Genomic DNA, 12,669 nt, shown 5'->3' with positions numbered 1-12,669 from the left:
CCCGCGCCTCAGCCGACGCGAGCCTTCATGCTGCGTATCAGGGCGTCGAACAGGTTGACGTAGTCGTCGGTCCACGGCCGCACCTTGGTCGGCTCCAGCTTGCGCCAGCGGCCGTCGGCCTTGAAGTCAGCCAGCCCCTCGGCGGTCGGCGAGATGACCAGGGCCTCGGTCGAGGCTTCGGCCATCAGGGCGGCCTCTGGGTTCTCGATATAGACTTGATGCAGTTCGGCCGCGCCCAGTTCGCGTGCGGCGGCGACGGCGGGCAGGGTGATCTCCAGATTGCGGTTGGACAGGTGCAGCACAACGACGCCTGTGGGCTTCAGCAGCTTCAGATAGCCTTCGATCGCTTCGCGGGTCAGCAGATGGGTCGGCACGGCGTCGGACGAGAAGGCGTCGATGACCAGGAGGTCATACGTGCCGCGAGGCTCCTTGTTCAGCGTCAGCCGCGCATCGCCCAGCACTGTGCGGATCGGCCCGTCGGCGCAGTCCGAGATGAAGGTGAACCAGTTCGGATCGCGCGAAATGCGGTCGACCATGGGGTCGATCTCGAAGAAGGACATCTGATCCCTGGCGCGCTTGTAGGCGGCCATGGCGCCGGAGCCCTGGCCCACCACGCCGATGACGGCGGCCGGGCTGCGGGCCTGGATCAGTTCGGCCGCCTGGCCCAGGGGCGTGGTGCGGGCGTAATACATGGTCGGGGCGCAGGCGAAGTCCGGGTGGCGGGCCTGGGCGCCGTGCAAGGTGGTGCCGTGCATCAGCACATGGATGTCGCCGCCCAGCTTAGGGTCGGGCGTGACCGCCACACGCATGACGCCGAAGAAACTGCGCTCGGACAGGCTCCAGTCATAGCCGCGGCCGATGTAGTGGGCGGACAGGGTCATGGCCGCGACGACAGCCGTGAACATGAGCACTCGATCCCGAACCACGAAGGCGAGAATGGCGGCGACGCCCAGAATGATCTGCGCCGTCGTGGTCAGGCCGAAATCGCTGAAGGCCGTTCTCAGAGACGGGTTGTAGCGCAGCATCTCGAACAGCAGGGGGACGAAGACGGCGGTCGCCAAACCGGCGGCCATCAGCCAGATTTCATGCTTGGCGGGGCGATCGCCCAGCCAGGGACGGGCCAGGCAGACCAACACCATGACCAGCGGATATTCCAGCACCGTCTCGAACACGACCGGCGCGATCAGGGCGGTGAAGGCGCCGCCCAACACGCCGCCCAGCGACAGCAACAGGTAGAATTCCGTCAAGCGGTCCGGCGCTGGCCGTCGCGCCGCCATCTGTTGGTGGCACATCAGGGCGGTGAAGAAGAAGCCCAGAAGGTGAAGGCCCAGCAGCGCCAGCCACTGGCCGGTCGTCATCCCGACCAGGGCGGCGATCAGCACCGTGAGGAAGGCCTGCAGCATCAGGGTGATGTGCAGGGGAATCCACGGCTTCGCCTGGAAGGCGATGACGAAGGTCAGCAGATAGAGGGCTAGGGGCGCGACCCAGAGGAAGGGAGCGGAGGCCACGTCCGTCGAAAGGTGAGCGGTGACGCCCAGCATTAGGCTGGATGGAGCGGCCGCGAGCAGGACCAGCACCACCTTCCGACGCCAGGGAATGGGCGGGCTGCGTTCAGCCGCCTTCTGGGGCTGAGTGATGCTCGCCGCGCGCGGCATGAGGATCGCAAGGCCCACCAGCATGATGGCGAAGACGCCATAGCCCACGGTCCAGCCCCATCTCTGTCCCGACAGGGAGGCCAGCGGCTCGATCAGGGCGGGATAGGCCAACAGGGCCAGGAAGCTTCCCAGATTGGAGGCGGCGTACAGGACATAGGGGTTGGCGCCGTCGGGGCGTCCTGCACGGACGCCCGCATACCAGGCCTGCAACAGGGGCGCTGTGGCCGATAGGACCGCGAACGGGGCGCCGACCGACAGCGCCAGCGCGCCGAGCAGCCAGCCGATCGGCGCGGCTGGGTCAGGATCGCCAAGGGCCTGGGTGATGCTGAGGGGCAGGAAGAGGGCTGCGGCCGCCAACAGCACCAGGTGGATCACCGCCTGCGCCCGTATCGACGGGATGCGTTGCAGCAGGTGGGCGTAGAGATAGCCCGCCAGCAGGGCCGCCTGGAAGAAGACCATGGCGGTGTTCCACACCGACGGCGACCCGCCCAGCAGCGGCAGCACCAGCTTGGTCGTCATCGGTTGAACGACGAATACCAGGCTGGCCGAGGTGAAGACGGCGACGGCGAAGGCCGCAGGTGTTATCGCATCGACATTGCGATGCGCCGTCGTCAGAGTTTGATCGGTCATTCGCTGCTTTCGACGTCGGGCGGCTGATTCCGTCCGGTGAGGCTATGACGACTCGTGGACGGAGCGAATTCCTATGTTGCCGCAGGATATCGAGGCGATCGCCGAGGCTGTGATCCGTCGGGCGGAGGCGAAGGGCCTGATGATCGCCACGGCTGAAAGCTGCACGGGCGGGCTGGTGTCGGGCGCGCTGACGGCGATTGCAGGCTCGTCCGCCGTGCTGGACCGCGGGTTCGTCACCTACAGCAACGAGGCCAAGGTCGAGATGCTGGGCGTGGGCAGCGATCTGTTGGCGAGCTTCGGCGCCGTGTCCGAATCGACGGCCCGCGCCATGGCTGAAGGCGCCGTGGCGCGCTCGCGGGCCTCCATCGCCGTGTCTGTGACGGGCATCGCGGGCCCTGGGGGCGGTTCGCCGCAGAAGCCGGTAGGGCTGGTGCATTTCGCTGCGCACGGCCCGAACGGCCGCACCGTGCATCTGGAAAAGCGCTTCGGCGACCTCGGACGTGATGCGATCCGGTTGGAGAGCGTGCGGACGGCTCTGGCGATGCTGATGGACGCCGTGTCGGAATGAGCGAGGCTGTGATGACGGTGGACGCGCGCGGGCATAGATGCCCGGTGCCCAGCCTGCGTCTGCGCAAGGCGCTGGAGGGACGGGCGCCGGGCGTTCAGCTGACCTTGCTGGCCACGGACGCCATGGCGCGGATCGACGTGCCGTTCCTGATGCGGGAACTGGGCGGCCGCGTGGTTCAGATCGACGAGACGGACGGCGTCCTGAGCATCACTGTCGAGACTGGCGGCGCTCGGACAGGTTGACGACGGTGTCGGGCAGGGCTGCGGGTTCAGATGGAACCGCTCGTGTCTCCCACTCGATCTCCAGTTCCGTGGCGAAGGCCCCGCCGTAGAAGACGGCGTTGACGTTCCACGACAGCCAGATCAGCAGCACCACCACGGCGCCGACCGAGCCGTAGGTCGCGCCCAGGTGGACGATCTGCTCGACATAGATGGTGCACAGCCAGGAGAAGAAGGTGGACATGACCGTGGCCACCAGGCCGCCGATGATCGCCGCCTTCCAGGCGACGCGCTTGGCGTGGGCCATGGCGTAGCGGTAGAGCATGGTCAGCCCCAGCCATAGACCCAGGGCGGGCCACAGGCCGTCCAGCGGCAGGGCCAGCCAGCCGACGGGCTGATCGGCATAGGCGTGCTCCATCAGGCGTGACGTCACCACGGCGCCCGACACGATGGTGAACAGCACGAAGGCGGCCAGCGCGACCAGGAAGGCCAGCATGTTGAACTTGAAGAAGCCGAGCGGGTTGGTCTCGTCGTGGATCAGGTTCAACCCGGCCAGCAGGGCCTTGAACCCACGGTGCGCCGCATAGGCGCCGATCACCAGGGCGATCGCGCTTTGGGCCGAGACGGTGCGCGCTGAGGCGTTTGCCAGGCGATCGATCTCATTCAGAAACAGGGTGCGCGCGGCCGATGGGATGACGTCCGCCAGGGCGGCGGCCTGCTCGCTGACCTGTCCGATGGTCAGAACGGCCTTGTAGAAGCCGATCAGGATGGCGATGGCCGGGAACAACGCCAGCAGGGCGAAGAAGGACACGCCGCCCGTATAGAGCATGACGTCGCGACCCCAACTGCGGCTGAAAGCCCGAGTCATCAGGCGCAGCCAGAGCCGGGGTTGGGCCGTGATCGGCTTGGAAAAGGTCAATCGGCAGTCTCGATCGTCAACGAAGGGGGCGGATTAACCCCATTCGCAGCAAGGTGAGAAGTCCCAATGTCGTCATCGGATGATCAGCCTTGCCCATTGCGGGCCTCGTCGGCGCCGGTATCATGGCGGTTCTGGAGCGGTCGCGGGGGCGAGCCGCCCAGGCCAAGGAGACAGTGTTTGGAATCTGATCCGCGCGTTCTGGTCGTCGCCGACGCTGACGATCAGCTTGGCTCGCTTTGCGAAGGACTGGACCGACTAGGATGGCGCACCGTGACGGCGCGCTCGCTGGATGCAGCGCTTCTGGCGGTATCGGACCTGCCTGTGGATGCGGCCGTGGTCGAGTTGAAGAGCCTGGCCGAAGGCGGGCTGGAGCGCCTGCGCAGCGCCGCCGCCCCGCGCTATCTGTCGATCCTGGGTCTGGGCGCTGCGTCAGATCCTGGAGGCGATGGATGCGATCTGGTTGTGTCGACCCATCCGCATCCTTTGCAGACGGCCTTCCGGTTGGAGCAGTTGACGCGCGCGGCGGTGGCCGAGGAAGAATTCAGGCTGCGTCGTGCGACGTTTGCAGGGCACGGCGTCGACCTGCCTGAGCCGACGATGGGCGACACGCCGTTGCAGGTTCTGACGGCGGGTGCGGCCGACCGCCGTTTCCTGGCCCTGTCCAACGCCCTTGCGGCGGCGGGCGCAGAGGCTGTGGCGGCGCCGACTCCCTACACGGCCTTCGACTATCTGCATGAGCGAGCGTTCGACGCCGCCGTGCTGTGGGGCGATCGGGACCATGCGCCGGCCTTGTCGATCGCGGCGGGCATGCGTCGCAACACGCGCCTCTATCATATCCCCCTGACCCTCTATCTGCGCGAGAAGGTCGAGCCTGATCTGGCTGCCTTGTTTGAACGAGGCTTCGCAGACGTCGCCGCCGCAGAGACTTCAGAGGAGGAAGCGGCCGACCGGGTGCTGGCCCTGGCGCGCAATCATCGCCGTCGGCAGGGCTTGAGACGGGCTCTGGACGCCGTACGCGGTTGCGACCTGATGGACCCTGAGACCGGGCTGTTCAGCCGCGACCTGTTCGCGGCGCATTTGGCGCGCATCGCCAAGGGCGCGCGTGAGCGGAACCGACGCCTGTCCGTGTGCGTCCTGCGCGTGCCGAATAGCGAAACCATGGCGGCGGTCCGTGCGGGCGGCTGGCTGGAGCGGGCCATGCCCCAGATCGGCGCCATGGTGTCGCGCCTGGTGCGGGTGGAGGACACGGCCGCCCGTCTGTCGCCGGAAACCTTCGCCCTGGCCTTGCCCGCGACGGATCACCCTGCGGCGCGGCTGACGGCGGAACGGATCGCGGCGGTGATCGCCTGCACCGCCTTCGACGCGGGGCCGAACCGCTCGCCCTTCGTGGTGGAGCTCGACGTCGGCGCCGCCGAGATGCAACTGGATGAAGCGCCGGCCGCCTTGCTGGAGCGCGCTTCGGCCCAGGTGTCGTGACGGTCTAGGCGTCGGCGTCGTCGTCCAGTTTGTGACCGTCCAGGCGGGCTGCGTCGCGGTCGCGTTCGGCCTTGGCTGCATCACGTTCGGCGCGGGTGCGTCCAAAGGTCAGGCGGTTAGCCTCGGCCGTCCGCTTGGCGGCGGCCTTGTCGCGGGCCTTTCGCGCCTTGTTCAGGTTGACGATCTCACCCATCAGACATGACCGTCCGGGCTGTCCTTGGCCCAGGCGCGTTTCAGCGCCGGGCGAGCGCCGATGCGCTGGACATAGGCGTCATAAGGCTCGCCCGCAGGCATGGCGGCGCGGAACCACTGCAGCAGGCTGCCGAACAGGATGTCGAGGGCTGAAAACTCTCCCAGGATGTAGTTGCCGCCCTGGATCGCCGTGCGCCAACGCCGGTCCAGTTCGGCATAGGCGGCCTTCTGAGTCTCGTTCCAACCGGCAGGCGGACCGGAGGTCAGCACCGTCTCCAGCACATTGTTGTAGAGCCCCAACCACGACAGGTACTCGGCCCGGCGTGGATCGGCCGGTCCCGGCGCCAGGCCTGCCTCGGGGTGGCGATCGGTCAGGAACAGGAAGATCAGCACCGATTCGATCAGCACTTGGCCGTCGATCTCGAGCGCCGGGGCCTGCTTCAGCGGATGGGGGTTGGTTGGGTCGGTTCGGCCCTGGCCCTCACGCCGCAAAATGTCGACGTAGTGGATGCGATAATCGGCGCCCAGTTCCTCCAGCAGCCACAGAAGGCGGGTCGAGCGGGACTGCGGCGCGTGGTGAATGATCATCGACATTGTGAACTTCCTCGCCTGGCTTTGCGGTGAACCCTCTAGCGGCCAGGCCGTTCCGAGGCGGTCCCCATAGTAACGGAGAGCGTCAATGATAAACGCCTCGATGATCAAGGAACATCAGGAAGTCGTCGGTTCGGACGGCCGCCATGTCGGCCGCGTCGATCATGTGATGGGCGACCAGATCGAGTTGGCGAAGCTGGATCTCGGTTCAGGCTTCAAGCACCATATGATCCCTGTCAGTTGGGTCACGCACGTGGACGAGCACGTCCATCTGAACATGACCCAGGACGAAGCCAAGGCGCGCTGGACCGAGAAACACTAAGGCGTCGCCTTACCGCGATTTCATCCCGGGCCCCGCTGCAATCAGCGGGGCCTTTCGCCATATGAAGAGGGTTGATTGACGCTAAGGAGCGACCGATTTGATCCGACTGATCCTGAACCTGCTGTGGTTCTTCCTGGGCGGGTTCGCCTCAGGCCTGGCCTGGCTGTTCGGCGGGCTGTTGCTGGCCTTGACGGTCGTAGGCCTGCCGTGGGCGTTTTCGGCGTGGCGGATCGCCAGCTATTCCTTCTGGCCGTTCGGGCGCGAGATCGTCTGGCGCGATCCGAACCCGGCCGATCTGGGCGCAGGCTGTCTGGGCGTCGGGCTGAATGTGATCTGGCTGGTGCTGGCGGGCTGGTACATCGCCTTGGCGCATATTCTGATCGCCGTGCCGCAGTTCGTCAGCCTGATCGGCATTCCCTTCGCTCTGAAGAACGTCGAACTGGCCAAGCTGTCGCTGGCGCCCGTGGGGCGGACCATTCGCGACAAGGACTGAGCATGAAAAACGCCGGCCGGAGCGAACCCGGCCGGCGTCTTCATGTCTGGCGATAAGCGCGGCTTACTGCGGCGAGATCATCTTCTCGGGACGGACGTATTCGTCGAACTCGGCGTCTGTCAGATAACCGCCGCCGACGGCTTCCTGGCGCAGGGTGGTGCCGTTCTTGTGCGCCGTCTTGGCGATCTTGGCGCAGGTGTCATAGCCCAGCTTGGCGTTCAGGGCGGTGACCAGCATCAGGCTGTTTTCCAGGCCGTGCTTGATGTTGTCCTCGCGCGGCTCGATGCCGACGACGCAGTTGTCAGTGAAGCTGATGGCCGCGTCGGCGACCAGGCGCACGGACTGCAGGAAGTTGTAGGCCATCACCGGGTTGTAGACGTTCAGCTCGAAGTGGCCCTGCGAACCGGCGAAGGAGATTGCGGCGTTGTTGCCGAACACTTGGGCGCAGACCTGGGTCAGGGCTTCGCTCTGGGTCGGATTGACCTTGCCCGGCATGATGGACGAGCCCGGCTCGTTTTCCGGCAGCGACAGCTCGCCCAGACCCGCGCGCGGACCCGAGCCCAGGAAGCGGATGTCGTTGGCGATCTTGAACAGGGAGGCGGCGACCGTGTTGATCGCGCCGTGGGTGAAGACCATGGCGTCGTGCGCGGCCAGGGCCTCGAACTTGTTCGGCGCCGTGGTGAAGGGCAGGCCGGTGATGCCCGCGATCTGAGCCGCGACCTTTTCAGCGAAGCCGATCGGCGCGTTCAGGCCGGTGCCGACGGCGGTGCCGCCCTGGGCCAGCTCCATCAGGCGCGGCAGGGTCAGTTCGATGCGCTCGATGCCCATGGCGACCTGATGGGCGTAGCCGCCGAACTCCTGGCCCAGCGTCAGCGGCGTGGCGTCCTGGGTGTGGGTGCGGCCGATCTTGATGATGTGGGCCCAGGCCTTGGCCTTGGCGTCCAGCGCGGCGTGCAGGTGCTTCAGGGCGGGGATCAGGTCGTTGACCACCTGCTCGGCGCAGGCCACGTGCATGGCCGTCGGATAGGTGTCGTTCGACGACTGGCTCATGTTGACGTGGTCGTTGGGGTGGACCGGCTTCTTGGAGCCCATCTCGCCGCCCAGCATCTCGATGGCGCGGTTCGAGATCACCTCATTGGCGTTCATGTTCGACTGTGTGCCCGAACCCGTCTGCCAGACGACCAGAGGGAAGTGGTCGTTCAGCTTGCCTTCGATCACTTCATTGGCGGCGGCGATGATGGCGTCAGCCAGCTTGGCGTCCAGCTTGCCCAGGTCGCGATTGGTCTCGGCGGCGGCGCGCTTGACGATGCCCAGGGCGCGCACGACCGGCAGGGGCTGCTTTTCCCAGCCGATCTTGAAGTTGCCGAGCGAGCGCTGGGCTTGCGCGCCCCAGTAGCGATCGGCGGCGACCTCGATGGGGCCGAAGGTGTCGGTTTCGATACGAACGTTGCTCATGTGCGCGGGACTCGTCTCTCAGGCGTGGCGGGAAGATGCCGGGCGGTGTAGCACGCAGGCGCGGCGGGGCAAGGCGAGCCGCACTTCACGAAAGGCGGACGGCGCGTGGACGGCTGGATCGGAACCGGAAAGGTCAAGGCGCGAGAGCAGGGCGAGGCGGTCGAGATCACCATCGACGGCCTGACCACCCAGGCCAAATATTACAAGCCTCTGGTCTATGAGTTCATGCGCAAGGAATGGACGTCGCGACCATCGTGGGGCGATTACGTCGTCGAGATCGTGATGGAGCACGTCGGCGATCCGCCGTGGATGGACCTGGACAACCTCGCCAAGGCCCTGCTGGACGCGATCAAGGGCTATCTGTTCCACGACGACAGCCAGGTCGCCCGCCTGCTGGTCGAGCGCCGCGAAGGCGAGCGCGAGCGCATCACCATTCGAGTCTTTCCCCGCAAATAGAGCCACGAAAATAGGGGCCGCGCCGGGCGCGACCCCTATCTAAGGTCAGTCTAGAAGCGGTTCAGCCTGCCGCGTTCGAGATCAGCGTCTGTACGTCTTTCGGCTTGGCGATGTTCGAGCCGGCGGTCTTGTAGGTGGTCAGCTTGCCGCCTTCCCACAGGCCGACTTCCAGCGCCTTGGTCGCCGGGTCGATCAGCAGATAGGCCGCGTTGACGCCGCCCTCATGCTGCTTGTTGCCCGAAGTGAACAGGACGGCGCCGTCTTTCTGCAGCGGCGCTTGGGTCTGCATATTGGTCGTCAGGGCGTCGAACTTGTCGCCCAGCAGCGTCTTCAGATCAGCCGTGATCGCGCTGTCTTCCAGAAGCTTGGTCTCGTTGGGATACTTGCCGATCTGGGTGTTCAGGGCGTTCCAGTCAGCAGCGGCGGTTTCAACGGTTGCGGGCGCGGCCTCGGTCGAGGCGGTCGGGGTTTCCGCCGGCGGCGTCGCTTCAGGCTGGCTGCAGGCGGCCAGCGTCAGGGAAACGGCGGCGGCGGACATGAGAGACAGACGCATGGAAGCGACCTCGCTTAGGTAAGGAAGGGGAGGTTACGGCAACGCTTATCTACAGCCAAAGGTTGCGCGCCCTTTGGCGCGAAGACGTTATTTCTTGCGGAACTGGTCCAGCGAAACGACCTTCGGGCCGTCGTCGTCCGAGGGTGGAGGCGGGGCGGCGTCCGGGTCGCGCGCCGGCGGCGACAGGGGCGCGATCTCGGCCTCGACGATTTCCGGCTCGTCGAACTGCAGCAGGAACTGCACGCTGGGGTCGTAGAAGCGGACCACGGCGCTGTAGGGCACGGTCAGCACCTTGGGCGCGCCGCCGAACTTCAGCATCACCGAAAACAGGTCAGGCTCTACCGCCAGATCCCAATATTGGTGTTGCAGCACCACCGTCATCTCGTCCGGGTATTTGGCCAGGACGTCCGGCGGGACGCTGACGCCGGCGCCGCGGGTCTTGAAGGTGATGTAGAAGTGGTGGGCGCCGGGAATGCCCTCGGGCTCAGCCGCGCGCTCAAGCGCCAGGCGGATCACGCCGCGCAGGGCGTCCTGGGCGAGTTGCTCATAATGCATCTCGTCGACAGGGGGAGTTTGATCCGTCATCGGCGCCTCAAGAAAGGGGAACGCGCGACTGTTACCCGCCCAAGGCGAGCGACGGAAGACGCAGAGTCGCCTGCGGCAAAGGAATTTCGATGTCGGGACAAGCGCCGGGATTCTGTCGCCAGACTCCTAAGGAAGTGGGGGGCTTCTGTTGCCAGGCGCCCCCCGGGCCCCGCCTAAGGATCTGAACCCCTAGGACTTAAGTGTTCGAAATCAACCGAACCGCATTACGCGGCGAGGCGGACTTCTCCAGCGAAGTTATCGTTCGCAGTTAGATAAAGGCCCGATACGGTGGGCCAGGACGAGCGAAAGCAATCCTCTTTACACGTCCGTCGATGCTAGTCGGCCCCATGCTGCCTCCGCCGATAACGCGGGGAAGAAGTTGGTGGAGCCGCCGGGAATCGCACCCGGGTCCGGTCCGCTTATTACAGGCGCGTTTATCGCCATAGCTCGGGCGAACCCGAGCAGGATCAATATAGTATGGGTGACGCGGCCTTCCAAGGGGCTGGCTAAGAAGTTCAGGCGAAACCGGAGTGGCGGGGCCAATCCCTCTGTTGGTTGCGGAACCAGGTCAACTGACGCTTGGCGTAGTTGCGGGTGGACTGCTTCACGGCGTCGACGGCGTCGCTCAGCGACAGTTCACCCGACAGATGCGCCGCCAGTTCGCGCACGCCGACCGCCTTCATCGCGGGCAAGTCCGGGTCCAGATCGCGGGCGACGAGCGCGCGCACCTCGTTCAGCGCGCCGTGCGCCATCATCAGATCCACCCGCGCGTCACATGAGGCGTAGAGGCGTTCGCGCGGGGGCTCCACGACGAGGGCGTCATAGCTGTCGGGAGGCAATAGCGGTCGGGTGTCGGTCTTCCAGGCGCTGAGCGCGCGGCCGCTGGCGCGATGCACGCTGAGGGCGCGGACCAGACGCTGCCGATCGCCGGGAAAGACGGCGGCTTCAGCGGCGGGGTCGACTTCGGCCAGGCGGCGACGGAAGGCGGTTTCGCCTTCAGCGTCGAACTCGGCCTGAACGGCGTCACGGGTTTCGACCGGCACAGGCGGAATATCGGCCAGCCCCTTGGTCAGGGCGTTGAAATAGAGGCCGGTGCCGCCGACCATCAAGGCGGGGCGCCCCTCAGCCGCCAGTTCGGCCAGCAGGTCCATGACCGCCCGACTCCATCGACCGACCGACCAGGCGTCGGCGGCGTCAGCGACGCCGTAGAGGCGATGCGAGACCGCAGCTTCATCCTCAGCCGAGGGGCGGGCGCTCAGCACGCGCAGGTCGGCGTAGAGTTGCTGGCTGTCGGCGTTGATGATGACGGCATTCGTTTCGCGCGCGCGCTCCATCGCCAAGCGCGACTTGCCTGAGGCGGTGGGGCCGGCGATCAGGGTGACGAGGGGCTGGGACAAAGGATCAACTCGCGAACGGACGCTTAGGGCGATAGAACGCCCGTCACCGGCCCGGCAAGTCCGTCGAGCCACAAGGAGTCTCCATCGTGACCGACCGCGCCGCCGTTCTCGCCGCCCTCGACGCCGTGATCGACCCGAAGTCGGGCCAGGGGCTGGCGACGGCCGGGCTGGTGCAGGGGCTGGTCGTGGCCGACGGCCGCGCGGGCTTCGTCATGGAAGTTCCAGCCAAGGAAACGGCGCTGTACGCCCCCGTGCGCGACGCGGCCGAAACGGCGCTGAAGGCGATTCCGGGCATGGAGCGCGTGTCGGTCGTCCTGACCGCCGAGGCTGTGGCTGCCGCGCCGCGCCGCACGGCGGGCCTGTCGAAGGCCGCGACCGATCAGGGGCGGCCCAAGGCGCCGGTTCCGACGGATCGACCCGCCCATGTGAAGCGCGTCCTGGCCGTGGCCAGCGGCAAGGGCGGCGTCGGCAAGTCGACGGTTGCGGTCAATCTGGCGGCGGCGTTGGCGGCGCGCGGCCTGTCGGCCGGGGTGTTGGACGCCGATGTCTATGGCCCGTCCTTGCCGACCATGCTGGGCCTGTCGGGCCAGCCCGCCTATGAGGACGGGGCCATGGTCCCGCATACGGCGTACGGCCTGAAAGCCATGTCGGTCGGCCTGCTGACCAAGGCCGAGGACGCCATGATCTGGCGCGGGCCGATGGCTTCCCAGGCCATTACCCAAATGCTGACCCAGACGCGCTGGGGCACGGAAGAGCAGCCGCTGGACGTCCTGGTCATCGACCTGCCGCCGGGCACCGGCGACGTACAGCTGACCCTGATCCAGAAGACGCCGCTGGATGGGGCGGTGATCGTCTCGACGCCGCAGGAAGTGGCCCTGGCCGATGCGCGCCGGGCGCATACCCTGTTTGCAAAGGTCGGCGTGCCGACCCTGGGTCTGGTCGAGAACATGAGCGGCGAAGTATTCGGGACCGGCGGCGCCGAGGCCGAGGCCGCGCGCCTGAATGCGCCCTATCTAGGCGATCTACCGCTGGACGGGGCGATACGCCGCGCGGGCGATGCGGGGCGGCCATTGGTCGCCGCTGACCCGCAGCATCCGGCGTCCGGCCGTTTCCACCAGATCGCCGCGCAGGTCGCTGCGGCGCTGGGTCTCTGAAGGAG

At 66.6% G+C, this 12,669-nt stretch carries 15 protein-coding genes and 1 other RNA gene; 7 read left to right on the top strand and 9 right to left on the bottom strand.

Annotated elements, in window-relative coordinates; all coding sequences use genetic code 11:
* Nucleotides 1-8: 8 nt before the first annotated feature.
* A complete protein-coding gene (locus BJP32_RS01180; RefSeq protein WP_046652942.1) occupies nt 9-2,285 on the bottom strand; it encodes a spermidine synthase in 2,277 nt (758 codons plus the stop codon).
* A gap of 73 nt (nt 2,286-2,358) precedes the next feature.
* Here BJP32_RS01180 and BJP32_RS01175 point away from each other — a divergent pair, with 73 nt between their 5' ends.
* Together BJP32_RS01175 and BJP32_RS01170 are read left to right on the top strand one after the other, a co-directional pair.
* The gene (locus BJP32_RS01175; RefSeq protein ID WP_198935243.1) at nt 2,359-2,853 is read left to right on the top strand and encodes a CinA family protein; all 495 of its coding nucleotides are present in this window, start codon (nt 2,359-2,361) and stop codon (nt 2,851-2,853) included.
* Nucleotides 2,850-3,095 carry a sulfurtransferase TusA family protein gene (locus tag BJP32_RS01170; RefSeq protein ID WP_046652940.1) on the top strand — a complete coding sequence of 82 codons (246 nt, stop codon included), beginning with the start codon at nt 2,850-2,852 and terminating at the stop codon, nt 3,093-3,095. The genes BJP32_RS01175 and BJP32_RS01170 overlap by 4 nt, the downstream gene beginning before the upstream one ends.
* On the opposite strand, the gene BJP32_RS01165 is transcribed toward BJP32_RS01170, so the two are convergent.
* Nucleotides 3,061-3,939, bottom strand: a complete 879-nt coding sequence (locus BJP32_RS01165; RefSeq protein WP_052748026.1) for a YihY/virulence factor BrkB family protein — start codon at nt 3,937-3,939, stop codon at nt 3,061-3,063. The two genes, BJP32_RS01170 and BJP32_RS01165, sit on opposite strands and share 35 nt — an antisense overlap.
* Before the next feature lie 228 nt (nt 3,940-4,167).
* On the opposite strand from BJP32_RS01165, the gene BJP32_RS01160 reads away from it, so the two are divergent.
* Nucleotides 4,168-5,466: a diguanylate cyclase domain-containing protein gene (locus BJP32_RS01160; protein WP_046652938.1), complete on the top strand. Its 1,299-nt coding sequence runs from the start codon at nt 4,168-4,170 to the stop codon at nt 5,464-5,466.
* 4 nt (nt 5,467-5,470) lie between these two features.
* Here the strand turns inward: BJP32_RS01160 and BJP32_RS01155 are convergent, their stop codons facing one another.
* Nucleotides 5,471-5,659, bottom strand: coding sequence for a DUF4169 family protein (locus BJP32_RS01155; RefSeq protein ID WP_046652937.1), 189 nt, complete (start codon nt 5,657-5,659; stop codon nt 5,471-5,473).
* A complete protein-coding gene (locus BJP32_RS01150; protein ID WP_052748022.1) occupies nt 5,659-6,252 on the bottom strand; it encodes a glutathione S-transferase family protein in 594 nt (197 codons plus the stop codon). Before BJP32_RS01150 ends, BJP32_RS01155 begins: the two co-directional genes overlap by 1 nt.
* An 85-nt stretch (nt 6,253-6,337) precedes the next feature.
* Between BJP32_RS01150 and BJP32_RS01145 the strand changes: the two genes are divergently transcribed.
* Both BJP32_RS01145 and BJP32_RS01140 read left to right on the top strand, forming a co-directional pair.
* A complete protein-coding gene (locus tag BJP32_RS01145; RefSeq protein WP_003165122.1) occupies nt 6,338-6,571 on the top strand; it encodes a DUF2171 domain-containing protein in 234 nt (77 codons plus the stop codon).
* Nucleotides 6,572-6,668: 97 nt separating this feature from the next.
* Nucleotides 6,669-7,064, top strand: coding sequence for a YccF domain-containing protein (locus BJP32_RS01140; RefSeq protein ID WP_046652936.1), 396 nt, complete (start codon nt 6,669-6,671; stop codon nt 7,062-7,064).
* A 63-nt stretch (nt 7,065-7,127) separates the two neighbouring features.
* Here the strand turns inward: BJP32_RS01140 and fumC are convergent, their stop codons facing one another.
* Nucleotides 7,128-8,519 (bottom strand): class II fumarate hydratase, encoded by a 1,392-nt coding sequence (fumC, locus tag BJP32_RS01135; RefSeq protein ID WP_046652935.1) that lies wholly within the window; start codon nt 8,517-8,519, stop codon nt 7,128-7,130.
* Nucleotides 8,520-8,624: 105 nt separating this feature from the next.
* On the opposite strand from fumC, the gene BJP32_RS01130 reads away from it, so the two are divergent.
* Nucleotides 8,625-8,975, top strand: a complete 351-nt coding sequence (locus BJP32_RS01130) for a RusA family crossover junction endodeoxyribonuclease (protein ID WP_046652934.1) — start codon at nt 8,625-8,627, stop codon at nt 8,973-8,975.
* 61 nt (nt 8,976-9,036) lie between these two features.
* On the opposite strand, the gene BJP32_RS01125 is transcribed toward BJP32_RS01130, so the two are convergent.
* The 4 genes from BJP32_RS01125 to miaA all read right to left on the bottom strand — a co-directional run bounded on the left by BJP32_RS01125 (nt 9,037) and on the right by miaA (nt 11,510).
* A complete protein-coding gene (locus tag BJP32_RS01125; RefSeq protein ID WP_046652933.1) occupies nt 9,037-9,528 on the bottom strand; it encodes a hypothetical protein in 492 nt (163 codons plus the stop codon).
* Between the two features lie 87 nt (nt 9,529-9,615).
* Nucleotides 9,616-10,113, bottom strand: a complete 498-nt coding sequence (locus BJP32_RS01120; RefSeq protein ID WP_046652932.1) for an SspB family protein — start codon at nt 10,111-10,113, stop codon at nt 9,616-9,618.
* A gap of 133 nt (nt 10,114-10,246) precedes the next feature.
* Nucleotides 10,247-10,615, bottom strand: a transfer-messenger RNA (tmRNA) gene (gene ssrA, locus BJP32_RS01115).
* A gap of 13 nt (nt 10,616-10,628) precedes the next feature.
* Nucleotides 10,629-11,510: a tRNA (adenosine(37)-N6)-dimethylallyltransferase MiaA gene (gene miaA / locus BJP32_RS01110; RefSeq protein ID WP_046652931.1), complete on the bottom strand. Its 882-nt coding sequence runs from the start codon at nt 11,508-11,510 to the stop codon at nt 10,629-10,631.
* A gap of 86 nt (nt 11,511-11,596) precedes the next feature.
* Between miaA and BJP32_RS01105 the strand changes: the two genes are divergently transcribed.
* On the top strand, nt 11,597-12,664 hold the full coding sequence (locus BJP32_RS01105) for an Mrp/NBP35 family ATP-binding protein (protein ID WP_046652930.1): 1,068 nt from the start codon (nt 11,597-11,599) through the stop codon (nt 12,662-12,664).
* Nucleotides 12,665-12,669: the final 5 nt, after the last annotated feature.

The organism is Brevundimonas sp. ZS04 (assembly GCF_001956865.1).
GTDB lineage: Bacteria > Pseudomonadota > Alphaproteobacteria > Caulobacterales > Caulobacteraceae > Brevundimonas > Brevundimonas diminuta.
The sequence above is the reverse complement of the archived record's forward strand: the minus strand, read 5'-3'. Positions and strand labels throughout refer to the sequence as shown.